The 20,752-nt window shown below is 70.6% G+C and carries 23 protein-coding genes; 9 read left to right on the top strand and 14 right to left on the bottom strand.

Going from position 1 to position 20,752, the window contains the following annotated elements:
* The first annotated feature begins 7 nt into the window (after positions 1–7).
* A complete protein-coding gene (locus ACH4FH_RS00440) occupies positions 8–901 on the top strand; it encodes a MaoC family dehydratase (protein ID WP_398553955.1) in 894 nt (297 codons plus the stop codon).
* Positions 902–942: 41 nt separating this feature from the next.
* Here the strand turns inward: ACH4FH_RS00440 and ACH4FH_RS00435 are convergent, their stop codons facing one another.
* A complete protein-coding gene (locus ACH4FH_RS00435) occupies positions 943–1,611 on the bottom strand; it encodes a TetR/AcrR family transcriptional regulator (RefSeq protein ID WP_398553511.1) in 669 nt (222 codons plus the stop codon).
* 162 nt (positions 1,612–1,773) lie between these two features.
* Between ACH4FH_RS00435 and ACH4FH_RS00430 the strand changes: the two genes are divergently transcribed.
* Entirely contained in the window at positions 1,774–2,691 is a 918-nt protein-coding gene (locus ACH4FH_RS00430) for an alpha/beta fold hydrolase (RefSeq protein WP_398553510.1), read from the top strand.
* A gap of 33 nt (positions 2,692–2,724) precedes the next feature.
* Here ACH4FH_RS00430 and ACH4FH_RS00425 read toward each other — a convergent pair whose 3' ends face one another.
* The 5 genes from ACH4FH_RS00425 to ACH4FH_RS00405 form a co-directional block, all read right to left on the bottom strand.
* Positions 2,725–4,086 carry a dicarboxylate/amino acid:cation symporter gene (locus ACH4FH_RS00425; RefSeq protein ID WP_398553509.1) on the bottom strand — a complete coding sequence of 454 codons (1,362 nt, stop codon included), beginning with the start codon at positions 4,084–4,086 and terminating at the stop codon, positions 2,725–2,727.
* A gap of 413 nt (positions 4,087–4,499) precedes the next feature.
* Positions 4,500–4,790 (bottom strand): DUF4229 domain-containing protein, encoded by a 291-nt coding sequence (locus ACH4FH_RS00420; RefSeq protein WP_398553508.1) that lies wholly within the window; start codon positions 4,788–4,790, stop codon positions 4,500–4,502.
* Between the two features lie 114 nt (positions 4,791–4,904).
* A complete protein-coding gene (locus tag ACH4FH_RS00415) occupies positions 4,905–5,429 on the bottom strand; it encodes a GNAT family N-acetyltransferase (protein WP_398553507.1) in 525 nt (174 codons plus the stop codon).
* Positions 5,430–5,495: 66 nt separating this feature from the next.
* A complete protein-coding gene (gene mqnE, locus ACH4FH_RS00410; RefSeq protein WP_398553954.1) occupies positions 5,496–6,659 on the bottom strand; it encodes an aminofutalosine synthase MqnE in 1,164 nt (387 codons plus the stop codon).
* 175 nt (positions 6,660–6,834) lie between these two features.
* A complete protein-coding gene (locus ACH4FH_RS00405; RefSeq protein WP_398553506.1) occupies positions 6,835–7,293 on the bottom strand; it encodes an Lrp/AsnC family transcriptional regulator in 459 nt (152 codons plus the stop codon).
* 122 nt (positions 7,294–7,415) lie between these two features.
* Between ACH4FH_RS00405 and ACH4FH_RS00400 the strand changes: the two genes are divergently transcribed.
* Positions 7,416–7,550 carry a hypothetical protein gene (locus ACH4FH_RS00400; protein ID WP_398553505.1) on the top strand — a complete coding sequence of 45 codons (135 nt, stop codon included), beginning with the start codon at positions 7,416–7,418 and terminating at the stop codon, positions 7,548–7,550.
* Here the strand turns inward: ACH4FH_RS00400 and ACH4FH_RS00395 are convergent.
* Positions 7,547–8,269, bottom strand: coding sequence for a UbiX family flavin prenyltransferase (locus tag ACH4FH_RS00395; protein WP_398553504.1), 723 nt, complete (start codon positions 8,267–8,269; stop codon positions 7,547–7,549). The genes ACH4FH_RS00400 and ACH4FH_RS00395 overlap by 4 nt on opposite strands.
* Positions 8,270–8,380: 111 nt before the next feature.
* Between ACH4FH_RS00395 and ACH4FH_RS00390 the strand changes: the two genes are divergently transcribed.
* Together ACH4FH_RS00390 and ACH4FH_RS00385 are read left to right on the top strand one after the other, a co-directional pair.
* On the top strand, positions 8,381–8,974 hold the full coding sequence (locus ACH4FH_RS00390) for a rhomboid family intramembrane serine protease (RefSeq protein ID WP_398553503.1): 594 nt from the start codon (positions 8,381–8,383) through the stop codon (positions 8,972–8,974).
* Positions 8,975–9,051: 77 nt separating this feature from the next.
* Positions 9,052–9,684 carry a DUF4870 domain-containing protein gene (locus ACH4FH_RS00385; RefSeq protein WP_398553502.1) on the top strand — a complete coding sequence of 211 codons (633 nt, stop codon included), beginning with the start codon at positions 9,052–9,054 and terminating at the stop codon, positions 9,682–9,684.
* Positions 9,685–9,757: 73 nt separating this feature from the next.
* Here ACH4FH_RS00385 and mqnP read toward each other — a convergent pair whose 3' ends face one another.
* Both mqnP and ACH4FH_RS00375 read right to left on the bottom strand, forming a co-directional pair.
* On the bottom strand, positions 9,758–10,660 hold the full coding sequence (gene mqnP / locus ACH4FH_RS00380; RefSeq protein ID WP_398553501.1) for a menaquinone biosynthesis prenyltransferase MqnP: 903 nt from the start codon (positions 10,658–10,660) through the stop codon (positions 9,758–9,760).
* The gene (locus ACH4FH_RS00375) at positions 10,657–12,114 is read right to left on the bottom strand and encodes a menaquinone biosynthesis decarboxylase (RefSeq protein WP_398553500.1); all 1,458 of its coding nucleotides are present in this window, start codon (positions 12,112–12,114) and stop codon (positions 10,657–10,659) included. The genes mqnP and ACH4FH_RS00375 overlap by 4 nt, the downstream gene beginning before the upstream one ends.
* Positions 12,115–12,202: 88 nt before the next feature.
* Here ACH4FH_RS00375 and ACH4FH_RS00370 point away from each other — a divergent pair, with 88 nt between their 5' ends.
* The 4 genes from ACH4FH_RS00370 to ACH4FH_RS00355 all read left to right on the top strand — a co-directional run bounded on the left by ACH4FH_RS00370 (position 12,203) and on the right by ACH4FH_RS00355 (position 15,706).
* Positions 12,203–12,655, top strand: coding sequence for a PLD nuclease N-terminal domain-containing protein (locus tag ACH4FH_RS00370; RefSeq protein ID WP_398553499.1), 453 nt, complete (start codon positions 12,203–12,205; stop codon positions 12,653–12,655).
* A gap of 126 nt (positions 12,656–12,781) precedes the next feature.
* Positions 12,782–13,333 carry a nucleoside deaminase gene (locus ACH4FH_RS00365; RefSeq protein WP_398553498.1) on the top strand — a complete coding sequence of 184 codons (552 nt, stop codon included), beginning with the start codon at positions 12,782–12,784 and terminating at the stop codon, positions 13,331–13,333.
* Positions 13,334–13,421: 88 nt separating this feature from the next.
* Positions 13,422–14,066, top strand: a complete 645-nt coding sequence (locus tag ACH4FH_RS00360) for a DUF4291 domain-containing protein (protein ID WP_398553497.1) — start codon at positions 13,422–13,424, stop codon at positions 14,064–14,066.
* Between the two features lie 212 nt (positions 14,067–14,278).
* A complete protein-coding gene (locus tag ACH4FH_RS00355) occupies positions 14,279–15,706 on the top strand; it encodes an alkaline phosphatase family protein (protein ID WP_398553496.1) in 1,428 nt (475 codons plus the stop codon).
* Between the two features lie 24 nt (positions 15,707–15,730).
* Here ACH4FH_RS00355 and ACH4FH_RS00350 read toward each other — a convergent pair whose 3' ends face one another.
* The 5 genes from ACH4FH_RS00350 to ACH4FH_RS00330 form a co-directional block, all read right to left on the bottom strand.
* Complete coding sequence (locus ACH4FH_RS00350; protein ID WP_398553495.1) at positions 15,731–16,261, bottom strand: SRPBCC domain-containing protein; 531 nt, start codon at positions 16,259–16,261, stop codon at positions 15,731–15,733.
* Positions 16,262–16,352: 91 nt separating this feature from the next.
* The gene (gene ccsB / locus ACH4FH_RS00345; protein WP_398553494.1) at positions 16,353–17,438 is read right to left on the bottom strand and encodes a c-type cytochrome biogenesis protein CcsB; all 1,086 of its coding nucleotides are present in this window, start codon (positions 17,436–17,438) and stop codon (positions 16,353–16,355) included.
* Positions 17,435–19,246 carry a cytochrome c biogenesis protein ResB gene (locus ACH4FH_RS00340; protein ID WP_398553493.1) on the bottom strand — a complete coding sequence of 604 codons (1,812 nt, stop codon included), beginning with the start codon at positions 19,244–19,246 and terminating at the stop codon, positions 17,435–17,437. Before ACH4FH_RS00340 ends, ccsB begins: the two co-directional genes overlap by 4 nt.
* Positions 19,247–19,249: 3 nt before the next feature.
* The gene (locus ACH4FH_RS00335; protein WP_398553953.1) at positions 19,250–20,011 is read right to left on the bottom strand and encodes a cytochrome c biogenesis CcdA family protein; all 762 of its coding nucleotides are present in this window, start codon (positions 20,009–20,011) and stop codon (positions 19,250–19,252) included.
* Positions 20,012–20,018: 7 nt separating this feature from the next.
* Complete coding sequence (locus tag ACH4FH_RS00330; RefSeq protein ID WP_398553492.1) at positions 20,019–20,633, bottom strand: TlpA family protein disulfide reductase; 615 nt, start codon at positions 20,631–20,633, stop codon at positions 20,019–20,021.
* Between the last annotated feature and the right edge of the window lie 119 nt (positions 20,634–20,752).

The raw sequence follows: 20,752 nt of genomic DNA, 5'->3' as shown, positions 1-20,752 counted from the left end.
CCGCCTGATGCCCGCCCTCGGCAAGGGCGTCCTGACGGGCATCGGCAAACGCCCGCACCCGGACGCCGTCCTGCCACCGACCCGCCTGGTGCTCTCCGCCGCCCGGATCGACCCGGCGGCCGTCGCGGCGTACGCCCGGCTCTGCGGTTTCCCGGCCACCGGGCCGCTGCCCGTCACCTACCCGCACATCCTCGGCTTCCCGCTCGCCGCCCGCCTGATGAGCGCCCGCGCCTTCCCGCTGCCGCTGCTCGGACTGGTGCACACCACCATCGCGATCGACCAGCGGGCACCGCTGCACCTCGACGACCGGCTCGAACTCACCGTCCACGCCGAGGAGTTGCGCGCCCACCGGCGCGGTACGGAAGTCGTGATGACCACCGAGGCCCGTCGCGAGGGCCGGCTGGTCTGGTCCGACCGCAGCAGCTACCTGGCACGCCATCGGGCAGCTGCCGACCAGACCACCACCACACCCGCGGACGCCGTCCCCGACGCCCGCACGGATCCCCCGAACCCTGCCAAGGCCGCGTCCGCCGACGTCTCCCCCGACCTCCCCGTACGCGCCGAATGGCAGCTCGCCGCGGACCTCGGCCGCCGTCACGCCGCCGTCTCCGGCGACTACAACCCGATCCATCTGCACCCGCTCACCGCCCGGCTGCTCGGCTTCCCGCGCGCCATCGCCCACGGGATGTGGACCTTCGCCCGCTGCGCTGCGGAAGCCGTCCCACCCGGCGCCGCCACCCTCCGCATCGCCGCCGAGTTCCGCGCTCCGGTACTGCTGCCCGCGACCGTCGCTTACGCGCAGCAGACCGGCGCCGACGGCCAGGGCACCACCTTCCACCTACGCGGCGGCCCGGCCGACCGGCCTCGCCTCCACCTCAGCGGAGAGGTCCGCATGCCCTAGCGCGCGGTTGTGCGCCGTAGCGGACCGGGGGCCTGGCACCCTCAACCCCCCGGCGTCCACCGCTCACCGCCCAACAAGCGGCCGAGCCCCGCCCAGGCGAAGTTCATCAGCGTGGCCGCCGTCTCCTTGGCGGTCGGGTGGGGGCGCTCACCCGTGGCGCCCTCGCCCGTGGGGGCGTTGGCCCATTCGGCGAGGGATTCGGCCGCGCCGACCAGCGCGTGGGCGAGGGCGGCCACCTCACGGTCGGCCAGCTCGCCCGCGCAGCCCGCCTCCTTCGCCGTCGCGCTGATCAGTCCCGTCACGAAGTCCGTGATGTGGGCGCGCATCGCGGCCACTTCGCGCGCGAACGGCTCACCGTGGGTGCGGGCCTGCTGATGCAGCACCGCCCAGCCCTCCGGATGCGCGGCGGTGTGGGCGAAGAACCCTTGCAGCCCGCTCCACAGTTGGCGATCGGCCGACACGTCCGGTTCGACGGCGGCGGTGACGGCGCCCACCAACGCGTCCGACTCCCGCTTGATGACGGCGCTGAACAGCTCTTCCTTCGAGTTCAGGTAGAGGTAGACGAGCGGCTTGGAGACTCCGGCGACCTCGGCGATCTCGTCCATGGAGGCCGCGCGGTAGCCGCGCCGCGCGAAGGTCAGCACCGCGGCGTCCAGCATCTGCCGCTCCCGGACCGCCCGCGGCATCCGCTTGCTCTTCACAGCTCCCACCCTGAATGTCCTTCCATCCCGCCCCATTACTGCCTAGTAAGTTTACGATCTCCCGACTCCCACTCCTCGGCCTTGACAGGGCGATGTGGCTAGCGAGACGATACGTCTCGTCGCGTTGACGTACGCGCACCGGCTACCAGCCCGCCTTCCGGAGGACAGACCATGCAGCAGTTCATCGAAGCCGCCCCCGGCATCCGGCTGTGGACCGAGCAGCGCGGCAACCCCGACGCACCCCCGCTCCTGCTGATCATGGGCGCCCAGGCCACCGGAGTCGGCTGGCCGGAGCCGCTGGTCGACGCGCTGGCGACGCGGCACCGGGTGATCCGCTACGACCATCGCGACACCGGCCGCTCGACGTGGGCGTTCGAAAGACGCCCCTACCGGATCGCGGATCTCGCCGAGGACGCGATCACGGTCCTGGACGGGCTGGGGATCGCGCGGGCACACCTCGTCGGCATGTCCTTGGGCGGCATGCTGGCCCAGATGGTGCTCACCGACCACCCCGACCGCGTGCTCAGCGCCACCCTCCTCGGCACCCTCGCCCTCAGCACCGCCCCTTACACCCGGCCGGACGGCAGCACGGTCCCGGCCGGCGAACTCCCCGGCATCGCGCCCGAGGTACTGCAGATGTGGGCCCGCCCGGTCGAGGATCACAGCCCGGCGGCGGAGATCGAGCGGCGGATCGCCCACTGGCGGGTACTCGCCGGCGATCAACTCCCCTTCGACGCCGACTACTTCCGCGCCTTTGAGGAACGGGCCATCGCGCACACGGGGCACCACAGGACCAACACCGCGCACGGCCGTGCGGACGACGGCGGAATGCTCCGTACGGACCGGCTCGCCGAGAACCGGGTACCGGCGCTCGTCGTCCACGCCCCCGCCGAACCGGTCTTTCCGCCGCCCCACGCCCAGCACCTCGCGCAGTGCGTCAGGGGCGCCCACCTGGTCGAGATCCCGGGCATGGGGCATGCGCTGCCGCCGGCCGTCCAGGGCCCGCTGGCCGAAGCGATCCTGGCGCACACGGAGGCCGCGGACCGGGCCGCACTCCCCGGCAGCACGACGGCGCCCCCGCAGCCGTAGGGGCTGCGGGGGCGCCGTGAGGTGCCTTGCGGGTCAGCTCACGCCGGCCGTGGCCGGCACGGCGGTGGCCGTCTGCTCCGGCTCGGCGTCGCCGTCGAGACCGGTGCCGGCCGCGGTGGCGTAGGCCTCGCGGTCCAGGATCTTCTCCTTGGCGGAGACCAGGATCGGGATGACCGCCTGCCCGGCCACGTTGGTGGCCGTGCGCATCATGTCCAGGATCGGGTCGATCGCCATCAGCAGGCCGACGCCCTCCAGGGGCAGGCCCAGCGTGGAGAGGGTCAGCGTCAGCATGACCGTCGCACCGGTGAGGCCGGCGGTGGCGGCGGAGCCGATGACCGACACGAAGGCGATCAGGATGTACTCACCGACGCCCAGCTGCACATCGAAGATCTGGGCGATGAAGATCGCGGCGATCGCCGGGTAGATCGAGGCGCAGCCGTCCATCTTCGTCGTCGAGCCGAACGGCACCGCGAAGGAGGCGTACTCCTTCGGCACGCCGAGGCGCTCGGTGACCTTCTGGGTGACCGGCATGGTGCCGACCGAGGAGCGGGAGACGAAGGCCAGCTGGATCGCGGGCCAGGCGCCCTTGAAGAACTGCAGCGGATTGACCTTGGCGACGGTCACGAGCAGCAGCGGGTAGACGCCGAACAGCACCAGGGCGCAGCCGACGTAGATGTCGACGGTGAAGGTCGCGTACTTGCCGATCAGGTTCCAGCCGTACGTCGCGATGGCGTGGCCGATGAGGCCGACGGTGCCGATCGGGGCGAGGCGGATGACCCACCACAGGGCCTTCTGGAGCAGCTCCAGGACGGAGCGGCTGATGCTGAGAACCGGCTGCGCCTTCTCGCCGAGCTGGAGCGCCGCGATACCGGCGACGGCGGCCATGAAGACGATCTGCAGGACGTTGAGCTCGGTGAACGGCGTGATGATGTCGGTGGGGACGATGCCGGTCAGGAAGTCGATCCAGGAGCCGGCCTCGTCGGGGGCCTTGCCGTCCTTGGGGGTCAGGCCGGTGCCGGCGCCGGGGTTGGTCAGCAGACCGATGGCCAGACCGATCGCGACGGCGATCAGCGAGGTGGCCATGAACCACAGCAGGGTGCGGGTGGCGAGCCGGGCGGCGTTGTTGACCTGCCGCAGGTTGGTGATGGACACCAATATCGCGAAGAAGACCAGGGGGGCGACGGCCAGCTTCAGCAGCTGGACGAAGAGGTCGCCGATGTGCTGGAGCGTCGACGTGAGCCAGCCCACGTCACCGCTCTTGGCTATCCAGCCGAGCAGTACGCCCAGGACGAGGCCGGCCAGGATCTGCGCCCAGAACGGGATCTTCGGTATTCGGGAGGACTTGGGGGTCTTGGGGGCCTCTGGCGATGCAGAGGTCTCGGCAGACGTGGACAACGGACACACTCCGGGTACGAATCGAGCCATCGGGAATCGGCGAAGGGGCGCCAGGAGGTCCGTAGGATCTCCGGCCGCTGCGATTTGATCAACGGCGACAACAGGCCGCGGAAACACAGCGGCAAAGATCGACATGCAGGCGCGCCACGAGCGGGACGCTCATGGGGAACGGAGTCGCTGCTGCAGTCTTCACATCGCGTACGTTAACACTTCAACTTTGAGGAACCCAAAGAAGATCTTTGGGTCACGGCGGGCCACGCCGGAGAATTTTGGGCGGAACGGGGCAGGCGCCCGGCCGTGGAGCGGAACTCCACGGCCGGGCGCCTGTCGTGTGTGAGGTGTCTTACCCGGCTTCGGCCGATCCGTGGGGACCGGTGGCCGTCAGATCCGGGGCCGTCATGGCCGGGGCCGGGCTACAGCAGCCCGTCCTCCTGGCTGCGGTTGGCCGCGAGCCGGTCGCGCTGGCGGTCGACCTTGGTCACGATCTGCTCGGACATCGCATCCCGCTGCTTGCGCAGCAGCACGAAGCTGAGCGGCGCGGAGATCACGATGGCGAGCAGCAGCAGCCAGACGGTGTTGGCCCGGCCGATGCCGAGCGGAATGATCCGGAAGTACGCCAGCACCCAGACCACGGCGAACGAGGCGACGAACAGGCCGATGCGAAGGGCGGTGTAGCGGAGCGTGGCGAACTTGGAGCTACTCACGGACGGGACCTTCTTCTCAACGGCAACCGAAAGGGTCTCCGTCCAGTCAAGCACAGCCCCGGAAGCGATCTTCCCGGCCCCCGTCCCGGCCCGGAAGGCGCCTGGCCGGGGCACTCAGCCCAGTTCGAGCCACATGGTGATGTCGTCCCGGAAGTCGCCGTCGGCGACCTTGATCGCGCCGGGGACCCGGCCGACTTCCTTGAAGCCGCAGGCTTCGTAGAAGCGGCGGACGCCCGTGCCACCGCGGCAGGTGAGGCGGAGGGCGCTGATGCCGTCGATGCCGCGGGCGGAGTCCGCGACCGCGGTCATGAGCGCGCGGCCGGCACCCTGTCCCTGGAGGGAGGGGTGGACCATCACGGTGTAGATCCACAGCCAGTGGCGCATCAGGCGGTGGGAGTTGAGCGTGAGGAACGCCGTCGCCAGCACCCGGCCGTCCTCGTCACGGCCCACCATCAGCCGCTCGCGCCCCTCGGCCATCGCCGTCAGATGCTTGAGCAGGTCGGGGCGTATGTCCTCGCGGGTGACCGGCGGAACGAAGCCCACCGCGCCACCGGCATTGGAGACATCCGCCCACAGTGCGCAGATCCCGTCCCGCAGTTCGGGGGTGACAGAAGGGTCCAGGTTGAAGCGCACGTTCATGACCCGGACCCTAACTCTCCCCGCCGACCGTGTTCCGAAAGGTTCACGGAGCGGACATCGGCCTGGTCACAGGCGCATCGGCTGCGGCGCTTCGCGGCGCTCGGGGTCCGGGCCCGGGTACTCCCGGATGGCCTCGTAGCGGGTGTTGCGCTCGACGGGGCGGAAGCCGGCGTCGCGGATCAGGGTGAGCAGGTCGTCGCGGGTGAGCTTGTTCGGCGTACCGAAGTTGTCCGCGTCGTGCGTGATCTTGTACTCGACGACCGAGCCGTCCATGTCGTCCGCGCCGTGCTGGAGCGCGAGCTGGGTGGTCTGCAGACCGTGCATCACCCAGAAGACCTTGACGTGCGGGACGTTGTCGAAGAGCAGGCGGGAGACCGCGAAGGTCTTCAGCGCCTCGGCGCCGCTCGCCATCGTCGTGCGGGCCTGCAGACGGTTGCGGACCTTGCCGTCCTGCATGTCCACGAAGTCGTGCTGGTAGCGCAGCGGGATGAAGACCTGGAAGCCGCCGGTCTCGTCCTGGAGTTCACGCAGCCGCAGCACGTGGTCCACGCGGTGGCGCGGCTCCTCGATGTGTCCGTACAGCATCGTCGAGGGGGTCTTGAGGCCCTTTTCGTGCGCCAGGCGGTGGATCCGCGACCAGTCTTCCCAGTGGGTGCGGTGGTCGACGATGTGCTGGCGCACCTCCCAGTCGAAGATCTCGGCGCCGCCGCCGGTCAGCGATTCCAGGCCGGCCTCGATCAGCTCGTCGAGGATCTCGCTCGCGTCGAGCCCGGAGATGGTCTCGAAGTGGTGGATCTCGGTGGCGGTGAACGCCTTGAGGGAGACCTGCGGGAGGGCTTCCTTGAGGGCCTTGAGCGAGCGGGGGTAGTACCGCCACGGCAGCGTCGGGTGCAGGCCGTTGACGATGTGCAGCTCGGTGAGGTTCTCGCCCTCCATCGCCTTGGCGAGGCGGACGGCCTCCTCGATGCGCATCGTGTACGCGTCCTTCTCGCCCGGCTTGCGCTGGAAGGAGCAGTAGGCGCAGGAGGCGGTGCACACGTTCGTCATGTTGAGGTGACGGTTGACGTTGAAGTGGACGACGTCGCCGTTCTTACGCGTGCGCACCTCGTGGGCGAGACCGCCCAGCCATGCCAGGTCGTCGGACTCGTAGAGGGCGATACCGTCCTCGCGGGTCAGCCGCTCCCCGGCGTGGACCTTCGCCTCCAGCTCGCGCTTGAGGCCCACATCCATCGACGCAGCCATCCGGTCGCCTCCCAGTATCTCGGCCGTCTCTGCCGTATCTCTGCCGTATCTCTGGCATTTCTGTGCCAAAACGAGCTTCGCCGAGCCTACTCCCTGCGTGCCGGGGCGGACGGAGCGCCCTGGCCGCGCTCCGTCCGCCCGGTGCGGGGTGGTGCCGCCGGGGTTATTCGGCCTCTTCGGGCAGCTCGCCGACGCGGTTCTCCCACTTGGTGGAGAGCACGATCGTGGTGCGGGTGCGGGAGACGCCCTTGGTGCCGGACAGCCGCCGGATGGTGCGCTCCAGGCCGTCGACGTCGCCCACCCGCACCTTGAGCATGTAGGAGTCGTCGCCGGCGATGAACCAGCAGTCCTCGATCTCTTCGAGGGCGCGCAGGCGCTGCGCGACGTCCTCGTGGTCGGTGGCGTCCGACAGCGAGATGCCGACCAGCGCGGTGACACCGAGGCCGAGCGATGCGGCGTCGACCGTCGCGCGGTATCCGGTGATCACGCCGGCCGCTTCGAGGCGGTTGATCCGGTCCGTGACGCTGGGCCCGGAGAGGCCGACGAGCCGGCCGAGCTCCGCATAGGAGGCCCTGCCGTTCTCGCGCAGTGCCTGGATGAGCTGCCTATCCACCGCGTCCATGCCCTCAAGCCTTCCAATCTTTACGCATTTTCGAGTTCTGCATGTAGAATCTAAGGCATACAGGGCCTCGGACCCTGTAAATCTTTCAAAAGATCACAGACGATCTCACAGGAGTTGTCACCGTGTACTCGATCGAGATGGCCTACGCCCGCATGCGCGAGCTGCAGGACCAGGCCAATCGTTCCCGTGCCCACCAGCCCGCGGCCCCGCGGGCCCGGCGCCGTTTCGGCCGCGCCGCCGCAGCCAAGAAGAGCTAGGAAGCGTCCGGGGCCTCCTCCTTGGAGCCACCCCCGAGCTCCCCCTCCCAACGCCGGTACAACCCGTGCGGCACCTCCGCCGCATCGAGCACCCGGCCGGCGACGAAGTCCACCAGATCCTGGATGTGTGTCGCCCCCGCATAGAACGCCGGAGAGGCGGGCAGCACCACGGCGCCCGCCTCGTCCAGCGTCACCAGCTGCTTCAGCGTCGGTCCGTTCAGCGGGGTCTCCCGCACCGCGACCACCAGCCGGCGCCGCTCCTTGAGCGTCACGCTCGCCACCCGCTGCAGCAGATCCTTCGACAGTCCCAGCGCCACCCCGGCCACACACGCCGTGCTCGCCGGGACGATCAGCATCCCCTTCACCGGATACGAACCCGACGACGGCCCGGCGGCCAGGTCCCCGGCCGCCCAGTAGCGGACATCCGCCAGCGACGCCTCGGACACCGGGAACGTGTCCGGCTTCCCGTCGGCCCCCCGAGCCAGCCACTGCCGCAGGTCGGTACGCCAGTGGGCGTCCCGGAACGCGATCGTGGTCTCGTCCAGCAACGTCAGCCGCGACGCCCGGCTGACGATGAGGTCCACCGCCTCCCCGGCGGCGAGCAGCCCGCGCAGTACGGACGCCGCGTACGGCGTCCCGGACGCACCGGAGATCCCCACGACCCACGGACGGCGTCGGCCGGGGTCCTGCTGACTGGTGTTGCTGTGCGGCGGCTCCACGCATCGAGCCTATCCGGCGGAACCACGGACCCCGTCACGGCCGTTCTTAACGATGCACCCCGCGAAGCCGCCACCGGGCGGCGCCGCCGGGAGAGAAGAGAGGGCCGGGAGATGACACGACGCGCGAAGCCCGCCATCTGCCTGATGCTGGGCTGGGTGGCGCTGCTCTGGCTGCTGGAGGGCCTCGATGTCGCCACCGGGAACGCCCTGGACTCCTTCGGGATCCAGCCGCGCGATCCCGCCGAACTGGTCGATGTGGTCCCGGCCGCCTTCCTGCACTTCGGCTTCGGCCACCTCAGTGCCAATACCCTGCCGCTGCTGCTGCTCGGCTTCGTCGCCGCGCTGCGCAGCGGGGTGCGCCGCTTCCTCGCGGTGGTCCTGCTGATCATCCTCGCCTCCGGCCTGGGCGTATGGCTGACCGCGCCGCCGCAGAGCAACACCGCCGGCGCCTCCGGCGTGGTCTTCGGCCTCTTCGGCTATCTCGTGGTGCGCGGCTTCATCGACCGCAAGCTCCTCGACATCGGCATCGGCGTGGTCGTCGCCGCCGTCTACGGCTCCCTCGTCTGGGGCGCGCTGCCCACCGACAGCGGCATCAGCTGGCAGGGGCATCTGTTCGGGCTGCTCGGCGGAGTGCTGGCGGCCTTCGCCTTCAAGGAGCACAGCCGCCCCGTCCCGGCAGGGGCCACTGTCCGTCAGGTCCCGTAGTCTCAGCGGGCACGAGCTGCGGGGCTTGCCGATGCACGGCCACGCGGCAGCACGCAGCGATCACGGGGTGAGCAGAGATGTCCGATTACCACCAGTCCGGCTACGGGCGCCAGGCGGGCGGACCGCAGCAGCCGTACGGCGCGCAGCCGGGGTGGGACACCGGCGTACCGCCCGGCGGCTACGGCTACCCGGGTGCGGCCGGGCCTCCTCCGGCGCCCGGCTACCCCACCGGCCCCGCCTACGGCCCCGGCTACGGCCCCCAGCCGCCGTCCCCGTCGACGAGCCCCGCGATGTGGGCCCACCTGGGCGCGCTGCTGACGATCACCGTGGGCTCGGCGATGTGCTGCGGGATCGGCTCCATCGCCGGCTGGATCGCCCCCATGACGATCCGGGGCAACGAGCGCCACCAGCACGACCCCTACGTCCGCCACCACGCCACCCAGGCACTGAACCTCGGCATCACCCAGGCCATCATGGCGGTCATCGGCGTGGTGCTGTACGTCGCGAGCGGCATCATCTTCTCGGTCGCCGCGGACGAGGCCCAGCGCGCCGGCGCAGGCCTCGCCGTCCCGCTGCTGACCGTCATCGGGATCATGGCGGCCAACGGCATCGCCGCCATCGTCTGCGCCATCATCGCCACCGTGAAGGCGACCCGCGGCGAGCTGTGGACCTACCCGCGGCTGATCGCCTGGCCGATCAGCAAGGGCTGAAGGACCCCGGGGCCGCACGGCGAACGGGGGCCGGGCCCACGGCCCGACCCCCGCCACCGCCGCTCACGGCCCGTCAGACCGACAGGCCGCGCACCAGCAGATCCAGCAGCGCGCAGGCGAACAGCGCGATGCCGATGAAGCCGTTGACCGTGAAGAACGCCCGGTTGAGCCGGGACAGGTCGTGCGGGCGGACGATCGTGTGCTCGTAGAGGAACGCGCCGGCCACGACCACCAGACCGACCCAGAAGCAGACCCCTGCGCCGGTGGCGAGCGCGTACCAGACCAGCAGGGCGGTGGTCACGGCGTGGCAGGCGCGGGCGCCGTACAGCGCCGCCGGGATGCCGAAGCGGGCCGGCACCGACTTCACGCCGTGCGCCCGGTCGGCCTGCACATCCTGGCAGCCGAAGATCAGGTCGAAGCCGCCGATCCAGACACCGACCGCGAGACCGAGGATGACCGCGTCCCACGACCAGGTGCCGCTGATCGCGATCCACGCGCCGACCGGCCCCATCGCCTGGGCCAGCCCCAGGATCGCGTGCGGGAAGTGCGTGAACCGCTTGCCGTACGGATAGACCACCATCGGGATCACCGCGACCGGCGCCAGCGCCAGACACAGCGGGTTGAGCAGCGCGGCCGCGCCCAGGAAGACGACGACGGCGATCAGCGCACCGGTCCACGCCGACTTCACCGTCACCGCGCCGGTGACCAGCTCACGGCCGGCGGTCCGCGGGTTCCGTGCGTCGATCTCGCGGTCGATGATGCGGTTGGCGGCCATCGCGAACGTCCGCAGCCCGACCATCGCGACGGTGACCAGCAGCAGTCGGCCCCAGTGGATGTTCCGGTCCCACTGGAACATCGCGGTGAGCGCGGCGATATAGGCGAACGGCAGCGCGAAGACCGAGTGCTCGATCATCACCAGCCGGAGAAAGGACCTGGTCCTGCCCGGCTGCGGGACTGCGGCGGCGGCGCTGGTCACAGGCCGTACTCCTTCCACCGGCGGTCGACCTTCGCCGCCGTCCGCGGGTCGGACTCGACCATGTTCGGCCAGCCCCCGTCCCGCGTGTACCCCTCCTCGGGCCACTTCTTCGTCGCGTCGATGCCCGCCTTGCCGCCCCAGAACTGCTGGTACGAGGCGTGGTCGAGGTGGTCGACGGGGCCCTCGACGACGGTCAGGTCGCGGGCGTAGTCGGTGTTGCCCAGCGCCCGCCAGGAGACCTCGTGGAGGTTGTGCACGTCGCAGTCGGCGTCGACCACGACGATCAGCTTGGTCAGCGACATCATGTGGGCGCCCCAGATGGCGTGCATGACCTTCTGGGCGTGCTTGGGGTACTTCTTGTCGATCGAGATGATGGCGCAGTTGTGGAAACCGCCGGACTCCGGCAGGTGATAGTCCACGATGTCCGGCACGATGATCTTGAGGAGCGGGAGGAAGAACCGCTCCGTGGCCCGCCCCAGCGGCCCGTCCTCGGTCGGCGGCCGGCCCACCACGATCGACTGCAGCAGCGGCCGCTTGCGCATCGTGACGCAGTCGATGGTCAGCGCAGGGAACGGCTCCTGCGGTGTGTAGAAGCCGGTGTGGTCGCCGAACGGCCCCTCGGGCAGCATCTCGCCCGGCTCCAGCCAGCCCTCCAGCACGACCTCGGCGTTCGCCGGGACCTGCAGCGGCACGGTCTTGCAGTCGACCATCTCGATCCGCTTGCCCTGGACGAAGCCCGCGAAGAGGTACTCGTCGATGTCGCCGGGCAGCGGGGCGGTGGAGGCGTACGTCACCGACGGCGGACAGCCGAAGGCGATGGCGACCGGCAGCCGCTCACCGCGCTTGGCGGCGACCTGGTAGTGGTTGCGACTGTCCTTGTGGATCTGCCAGTGCATGCCGATGGTGCGCTTGTCGTGGCGCTGGAGGCGGTACAGGCCGAGGTTGCGCACGCCCGTCTCCGGGTGCTTGGTGTGCGTCAGCCCCAGGTTGAAGAAGGAACCGCCGTCCTCCGGCCAGGTGAACAGCGCGGGCAGCGCGTCGAGGTCGACGTCGTCGCCGGTGAGCACGACCTCCTGGGCGGGGGCGCTGTCACTCTTCACCTTCTTCGGCGGCACATGCGTCATCCCGGCGAGCTTGCCGAACGCCTCCCGCACCCCGACGAAGCCCTGCGGCAGCTCCGGCTTGAGCAGCCCGCCGATCTTGTCGCTGATGTCGCTGAACGCCTTGAGGTCCAGCGCCTTCAACAGCCGGCGGTCGGTGCCGTAGACGTTCATCGCCAGCGGCATCGCCGAACCCTTGACGTTCTCGAAGAGCAGCGCGGGCCCGCCGGCCTTCTGCACCCGGTCCACGATCTCGCCGACTTCGAGATACGGGTCGACCTCGGCCTTGATCCGCTTGAGGTCACCTTCCCTGTCGAGCGCGCGCAGGAACGAGCGAAGATCGTCATAAGCCATGCGTTCCAGTATCCGGTACGCACTACCCTGTACGGGTCACCGGGCCCCGCCGCGGGCCCGCCGCCGGTCGCAGGGGGCCCGTTCCGCAATGCTCAGGTATCTGCCGTTCCTTCTGGTGCTGGCTTTGTGGATCTACGCGTTCATCGACTGCCTCAACACGCCGGAATCACAGGTGCGCGGTCTGCCCAAGGTGATCTGGGTGATCATCATCCTGCTGTTCGGCGAGGTGCTCATCGGGCCGGTCGCCTGGCTGGTCGCCGGCAAGGTCAGGCATGCGCCCGCGGACGGCCGCGCCCCCTCCGAGCAGCACCGCAACCGCCGCGCCCGGTGGGTCGCGCCGGACGACAACCCCGAGTTCCTCAAGTCCCTCGGGGACGAGCACTCCAAGGGCGGGAACGACCGGAACTCCAAGGATGACGCCCTGCTCAAGGACTGGGAGGCCGACCTGCGCCGCCGCGAGGAGGAGCTGCGCCGCAAGGAGGACGGCCCCCGCGACAACACGCCGGGCCCCGACGACACGCCGCCGCCCGGCAAGAGCTGACACGCTGCCGGGCCCCGCCGCTTCCGTGCCCGGAGCCCGTGCGGCGGCCGCCGCGGTGCCGGTCACGGCCGTACTTCGCCCGTTCGCACGTTGCCGGGTCGGCCCCGAGCGAGGAGAGTGACCGGCATGGACCAGGCACGGGATCAGGACTGGGCGCAGGACCGCGACGAGTTCCGGCTGCACGGCACCACCGCGGGCCACCACGACCCGTCCGGGCATCGGGACCATCTGCAGGAACAGGCCCGCGCCATGCTGGAGACCGCGGTCGCCGAGGCGCGCGCCGGGCTGGCCGAGGGCGGCATCCCGATCGGCGCGGCGCTCTACGGGCCGGACGGCACCCTGCTCGGCCGCGGCCGCAACCGCCGCGTCCAGGACGACGACCCGTCGATGCACGCGGAGACCTCCGCCTTCCGCGCTGCCGGCCGGCAGCGCAGCTACCGCGGTACGACGATGGTCACCACGCTCTCGCCCTGCTGGTACTGCAGCGGACTGGTGCGCCAGTTCGGCATCTCCAGGGTGGTGATCGGCGAGGCCCGGACCTTCCACGGCGGGCACGACTGGCTGGCCCGGCACGGCGTACGCATCGTCCTGCTGGACGACACCGGGTGCGCGACGATGATGCGCGACTTCATCGGCGCCCGGCCGGCCCTCTGGAACGAGGACATCGGCGACGAGTGACGCCCGCCCGGCGGAGGGGCGGCAACCGGCCCGCCCCCAGGGAAAATCGCTGGCCGCCCGACCGCGCCGTCCGCGACGATGACGCCCCATGAGCACCACTCCGCACGCCCCCGACCCGCCCTCCGCGCCCGTCGCCCCGGCGGAGCCGCGACGCCGCGTCCGGGCGCTGCACACCGCACGGACCGTCACCGTCTACCAGGCGTACGCGCCCGCGCTGGGCCTTCCCGCCGCCCGGGAGAACCGCTTCCCGGCCGCCTGGAAGCGGGAGCGGATGACATGGATCAAGCCGTCGTTCCTGTGGATGATGTATCGCTGCGGCTGGGGCGCCAAGGCCGACCAGGAGACGGTGCTCGCCGTCGAGATCGAGCGGTCCGGCTTCGACTGGGCGCTGCGCCACGCCTGCCTGTCGCACCACGACGCCGCCGTGCACCCCGACCGCGCGGCCTGGCGGCAGCGGTTGAAGGCGTCGCCGGCGCGGGTGCAGTGGGATCCGGAGCGCGACCTGCGGCTTCAGCAGCTGCCGTACCGCTCGCTGCAGCTGGGCCTCTCCGGTGAGGCGTCGCGCCGTTACGCCGACGAGTGGACGGTCGGCATCACCGACGTGACCGCACTGGCCCACGAGATCCACGCGCTGGTCCGTTCCGGGGAGACGGCGAGGGCGGCCGCGCTGCTTCCGGTGGAGCAGCCCTACCCTGCACCCGAGGGAACTCCGGGCCTCGACCGCGTGTCCTGACACGACGCCAGGAGGCCGGGGCGCGCCCTGCTCACGGGCCCCCGCGGGCCCGCGTGTCGCCTGGGCCGCGTACGACCCGACCCGGCCAACTGGCAGCGCCGAGCGGCATATTGATGCATCTTTCAGCTATTTCGCCGCACCCGGGGATCCGGCCATCACCACCGTCAACACGGTGCGCCCTGAGCTCACACGCCTCAGGGAGAGTGGCCCATATGCCCGCTATGACCCGACGCAGACTCCTCGGCTCCGCGGCCGGCGCGATCGGTGGCGCCGCCGCGCTGTCACTGCTGCCGCCCAGCGTCCAAAAGGCCGTCGCCGCCGGACCCCCACCGCACGGCTCGCTGCACGACATCGAGCATGTCGTCCTGCTCATGCAGGAGAACCGCTCGTTCGACCACTACTTCGGCACCCTGCGCGGTGTCCGCGGCTTCGCCGACCCCGACGTGCTCACCCTGTCGAGCGGCCGGTCGGTATTCCACCAGCCGGACGCGGAGCACCCGGACGGCTATCTGCTGCCGTTCCGCCTCAACACCCGCACCTCCAGTGCCCAGGCCATCCCGTCCACCAGCCACGCCTGGTCCGTGCAGCACGAGGCGTGGAACGGCGGGAAGATGGACGGCTGGCTGCCCGCGCACCGCAAGGCCGACGGGATGAACGGTCCGTACGTGATGGGCTACCACACCCGCGAGGACATTCCCTTCCAGTTCGCCCTCGCCGAGACCTTCACCCTCTGCGACAACTACTTCTGCTCGGTCCTCGGTCCGACCTGGCCCAATCGGCTGTACTGGATGACCGGCACCCTCGACCCGGGCGGCACCCGGGGCGGCCCGATCCTCAACAACACCGCGCCCCAGCCCTACCGCTGGACGACGTACGCCGAGCGGCTCCAGGAAGCCGGCGTGAGCTGGCGGGTCTACCAGGAGGAGGACGACTACGGCTGCAATCTGCTGGAGCAGTTCCAGCGCTTCCGGGAGGCCGCGCCGGGCGAGCCCTTGTTCGAGCGCGGGATTCGGTCGCAGCCGGCCGGCACCTTCGAGGACGACGCCCGCCACGACCGGCTGCCGGCCGTCTCCTGGCTGATCCCCACCGGCCCGCAGTCCGAGCACCCGGAGTATCTGCCGGCCGCCGGTGCCGACTACGTCGCGCGGAAGATCGAGGCCATCGCCGCCAACCCGAAGGTGTGGCGCAAGACCGTCTTCATCCTCAATTACGACGAGAACGACGGCCTGTTCGACCATGTGCCGCCGCCGGTGCCGCCGCCCGGGACGCCGGACGAGTTCGTCCGGGACCTGCCGATCGGCGGCGGCTTCCGCGTCCCCTGCCTGATCGTCTCGCCGTGGACGGTGGGCGGGTGGGCCGCGGGCGACCCCTTCGACCACACCTCCGTGCTGCAGTTCCTGGAACGCTGGACGGGCGTGCAGGAGCCCAACATCAGCGACTGGCGGCGCGCGACCTTCGGGGACCTGACCTCGGCGTTCGGCTTCCGCCGGCCGGCGCCCGCGCCCCCGGCGCTGCCAGGGGACACCGCCGCGCTGCTGGCCGCCGCCCGGCAGGACCTGACGCGGCTGCCCAAGCCGACGCTGCCGGCGGAGGGCCAGCAGCCACCGGTCCAGGAACGCGGCAACCGCAGGCGCCGCTGACGGCCTGCCTTGCCGGGCAGATGCTCAGCGCGCGCGCTCGTACGCGCCGTGCAGCGCGCGCCAGCGTTCGAGGTTCCAGGCCCGCCAGTCCGCGGACCGGCCGGCCAGCGCCTCGACGAGGAACTCGAAGTGCTGGTGCCAGCCGGCGAGATGGCGCAGGGCCGCGCTGTAGGGCGCGGTCAGCTCGTTGGTGAAGCGCAGCCGGGTGCCGGGGGCGCCGTCCGCGGCCCGGTCGGGGTCCGCGACCAGCTCGAACCGGATCCGGCCGTGCGCGTCGACCGTGTACTCGGCAAGCCGGCTCGGGCCCCAGCCGGTGACGCGGCCCGGGGCGACGGTCGCGGCGCCGTGCTCATCCGGGTCCAGCCAGCGCAAGGTGACCGCGCCTCCCTGGTGCTGCTCGAAAGGAGCGGCGGCGGCGAGCCAGCAGGCCAGCCCCTCGGGGGTGGCGACCGCCGCCCAGACTTCCTCCACAGGCTGGGGAAAACGCAGCGCGAAGGAAATGGTCTGCGTCTCCCCGCCGGAAACGACGGTGCCGTACGGGATCGGACTCTCCATGAGCCCACGATCGCGTACGGCACCGTGATGCGCAGAGCAGCGCGCGGCGTGCGCCGCCGGTCGGAGCAACTCGGACCGGCGGCGGCCGGCCTCAGACTCCCGCGTAGGAGTGCAGGCCGGTGACGAAGATGTTCACGCCGTAGTAGTTGAAGAGGTAGCAGAGGAACGCGACCAGGCCGAGCCAGGCGGCCTTGCGGCCCTTCCAGCCGGCGGTGGCCCGGGCGTGCAGGTAGCAGGCGTAGGCGACCCAGGTGATGAAGGACCAGACCTCCTTGGGGTCCCAGCCCCAGTAGCGGCCCCAGGCGGCCTCGGCCCAGATGGCGCCCGCGATGATGGTGAACGTCCACAGCGGGAAGACGGTGGCGTTGACCCGGTAGGCGAACTTGTCCAGCGATGCCGCCGAGGGCAGCCGCTCCAGCACCGACTTGGCGAAGGCGCCGGGCTGCGGGCCCGTCGGGTCGGCGAGCTTGGCCTCGTAGCGGTCGCGGAAGAGGAAGAGCAGGGTGGCGACGGCGCCGAGGTAGAGCACCGCGCCGGAGATGATCGCGCAGCTGACGTGGATCCACAGCCAGTAGGAGTGCAGCGCGGGCACCAGCTGGTCGCTGGCGGTGTAGAGCACCGAGACGGCCAGGCCGAGGTCCAGCAGGACCGTGGTGATCAGCGGCAGCCCGATCCACCGGACGTTCTTCTTGAGCGCGAGCAGGATCAGGTACGCGCCCACCGCGACCGCGGCGAAGGTGGTGGAGAACTCGTACATGTTGCCCCAGGGGGCACGCTGCACGGACAGGGCGCGGGCGACCACACCGGCGACGTGGATCCCCCAGGCCAGGACGGTCAGCGAGATGGCGATCCGGCCGTAGAGGTCGCCCTTCTCCGTGCCGCCCGCGGCGCCCGGCCCGTCGGGGACGTCGCGGCTGCCGGCGGCGCTCTTGGTGATGACCTTCGGGCGCTCCAGTACGGCCGTGCCGCCCTTCTGCGCCGCCGGGGCGCCCGCCGCGGCGGACGTCCTGACCGGGGTGGTCAGCGCCGCGGCGGTGCGGCCGACCTTGCTGCGGCTGCCGAACACCCACTCGGCGAGGTGCGCGAGGAAGGCGAGGGTGTAGACCGCCATCGCCGAATAGACCAGCAGATTGCTGTTGTGCGCCAGCGTCTCGTTGGCTGCGGCAGCGATGTTCACGCGCGCGCTCCTTCAGAGGGATCAGCAGGGTCGGCAGAGTCGGTGGGCTCCGCGGGGTCTTCGGGTTCGGGGCCGGTGCCGGATCCGGCATCGGTCCCGGCCCCGGACGCTTCGGGCCCGTCCGGGGCGACGGGGGCGTGCGGCGCCAGCGCCTCGGCGAGGTCACCCAGCTCGTCCGGGAGCCGGGGGGACTCGCTGCGGCCGAGGCCGGCCATCTCGACGACGGTCACGCCGACGCCGTTCTCCTCGACCCGCTCCGCCCGGATCCACACCCGGCGCCGCTGGATGAACAGCGAACCGGCCAGACCCACCAGGGCCGCCACCGCGCCGGTCAGCGCGAGGCCGTTGCCCGGCTGGTGAGTGATCTTGAAGCTGGCCCAGCTCTTGATGCCGGTGAACTCGATGCTGCCGTCGCCGCCCGGCAGCTTCATCGTCTCGCCGGGCAGCATCATCTTGGCGAACGGGGCGCCCTTGACCTTGTACTGCTTCAGGTTCTTCTTCTGCAGCTGGTAGACGTTCTGCGGCAGACCGGAGTCGACGCCCAGGTCACCGTGGTAGGCGGTCAGCGTCAGCACCGGATAGTCCAGCGCCGGGAACTGGGAGAACATCGAGCCGGAGCCCTTGCCGCCGAACGTCGGCACGAAGAAGCCCTGGAAGCCGAGCTGGTTGCGCTTGCCGTCCTTGGTCTGCGCGCCGGGCACCTTCACCACACCGGTGGAGGTGAAGTTCTTGGGGTCCTGCGGGAGGAAGGGCACCGCGCCCTTGTAGACGACCTTGCCGCGGCCGTCCTTGACGGTGACCGCCGGGGAGTAGCCGTGCGAGAGCAGGTAGACCTTCGAGCCCGCGATGTCGAGCGGGGTGTTCACCTCGATCGCCGTCTTGTGCTCCTTGCCGTCCGCGCCGGAGAAGTAGCTGACGTGGGCGCGGAAGATGCGCGGAGTGCCCTTCTGCGGGCCGGACCGCTCGTAGGTCGCCTCGAACTTGTTGAGCGTGAAGCCGAAGGGCTCCATGGTGTCGGTGTCGAAGAACGCACCGGACTTGAAATCGTCGTACTGGGTGAGGCTGTTGGAGAAGCCGTCACCCTCGGTGATCAGCTTCCCGCCCTCGGACTTCCAGAGGCTGCCGACGGCGAACGCCACCAGCATCACGATCAGCGCGAGGTGGAAGAGCAGGTTGCCGGTCTCGCGCAGATAGCCCTTCTCCGCGGCCACCGCGGTGCCCGCCCGGTGAGCCCGGAAACGGCGCTTGCGCATCAGCCGCTGCGCCGCGCCGAGCACCTCCTCGGGCTCGGCGTCCGTACGCCACGTGGTGTACGCGGGCAGCCGGGTGAGCCGGCGCGGGGCGGCCGGCGGACGGCCGCGCAGCTGCCCGACGAACTGCCAGGTGCGCGGCACGATGCAGCCGATGAGCGAGATGAACAGCAGCAGGTAGATCGCCGAGAACCACACCGAGCTGTAGACGTGGAACATCCCCAGCTTGTCGTAGAGCGCGCCGAGGGTGTCGTGGTCCGCCTTGAACTGGTCGACCTTCACCGGGTCGATGCTGGTCTGCGGAATCAGCGAGCCGGGGATCGCACCGATCGACAGCAGGAAGAGCAGCAGCAGCGCCACCCGCATCGAGGTGAGCTGCCGCCAGAACCACCGCGCCCAGCCGACCGGGCCGAGCGAGGGAAAGCTGACGTCCTCCGTGGGGGCGGTGGAGAGCTGGGATCCGGCCGCGCCGAGATCCGTGCCACCCTCCGCGACGGCCTGCGCGCCGGGGTCCGGGCCGCCGCCCGGGTCGCGGGGGGAGTCGGTCTTGGTGGACATCAATCAGATCCCAACGGTGAAGCTTTGCGTCCAGCCCTGGAGCTCGGACATCAGGCTGTCCCAGACGCCGGTGACGAGGAGGATTCCGAGCGCGACCATCATGCCGCCGCCGGCCCGCATCACCCACAGGTAGTGGCGCTTGACCCAGCCGAACGCACCGAGCGCCCGGCGGAAGGCCAGCGCCACGAAGATGAACGGCAGGCCAAGGCCCAGGCAGTACACCACGGTCAGCAGGGCGCCGCGGGCCGCGCTCGCCTGGTAGATCGAGAGGGTGTTGACGGCGGTGAGGGTGGGGCCGAGGCACGGCGTCCAGCCGACGCCGAACAGCACCCCGAGCACCGGCGCGCCCAGCAGTCCCATGGCGGGCTTCTTGTGGAACCGCAGCTCCCGCTGTCCGAAGCGCTTGAGGACGCCCGCGAACGCCAGGCCGAGCAGGATCATCAGCGCACCCAGGACCCGCGAGATGACGTCCTTGTACTCCTGGAGGCTCTGCCCGAAGAAGCCGAAGAGGGCGCCGCCGGAGACGAAGACCGCGGTGAAGCCCAGGACGAAGAGCGAGGCCCCGGCCAGCATCCGGCCGCGTCTGGCCTCGGCGAGGTCCGTACCGGTGACGCCCGTGACGTACGACATGTAGCCGGGGACCAGCGGCAGGACGCAGGGCGAGAAGAAGGAGACCAACCCGCCGAGCAGTGCGACGGGTACGGCGGCCAGCAGGGCGCCGGTCAGGACGGTCTGGTTCTGCGCGGCCTCGGCGGCGAGCTCGATCACGCGATCACTTCTCGGCGATCAGCGGTTCGATCATCTTGCGCAGATCGTCCTCCGCGAGCGGGCCGATCGAGCGCGCGGCGACCTTGCCCTGGCGGTCGATGGCGATCGTGGAGGGGATGGACTGTGGGTTGAGGCTGCCCTTGGGGAAGCGCAGCATCAGCTTGCCCGACGGGTCGAACAGGCTCGGGTAGGGCACCTTGTGCTGTTCCTCGAAGCTCGTCGCCTGCGACTTCTCGGAGTCACGGGTGTTGATCCCGATGAACTGCACGCCCTTGTCCTCGGTGTCCTTCGCGACCTTCGTGAAGTTCGGCGCCTCGGCGATGCACGGCCCGCACCACGATCCCCAGACGTTGAGGATGACGACCTTGCCCTTGTAGTCCGCGACGTCGAGCTGCTTGCCGGTGGTGGTCTCACCGGAGAGGGCGGGGGCGGGCTGCCGCTCGGTCTTCTTCACCGTGTCGACGCCGTTCTTGCCCTGGACGAAGCGGGTCTGCGCGGAGCCGCCGGAGGCACCGTCCCCGCAGGCACTCAGCGTGAGCGACGCGGCCGCGGCCCCTGCGGCGAGCAGGGTGATGCGGCGGCGGCTCGTGAGGCGGCGTGGGGCGCGGCAAGCACTCATGTGAAAAGTTTCGCATGGGCCATTTCCGGATCTTCCGCGCCCCCCTCACACCGTCGCACGCCGCACGAATCGGCATGTCACGGGCCCCTGCGAGCCCGTGGGCGTCCCCCGGCCGGCCG

This window comes from Streptomyces sp. NPDC017993 (assembly GCF_044328065.1).
Classification (GTDB): Bacteria; Actinomycetota; Actinomycetes; order Streptomycetales; family Streptomycetaceae; genus Streptomyces.
The sequence above is the reverse complement of the archived record's forward strand: the minus strand, read 5'-3'. Positions and strand labels throughout refer to the sequence as shown.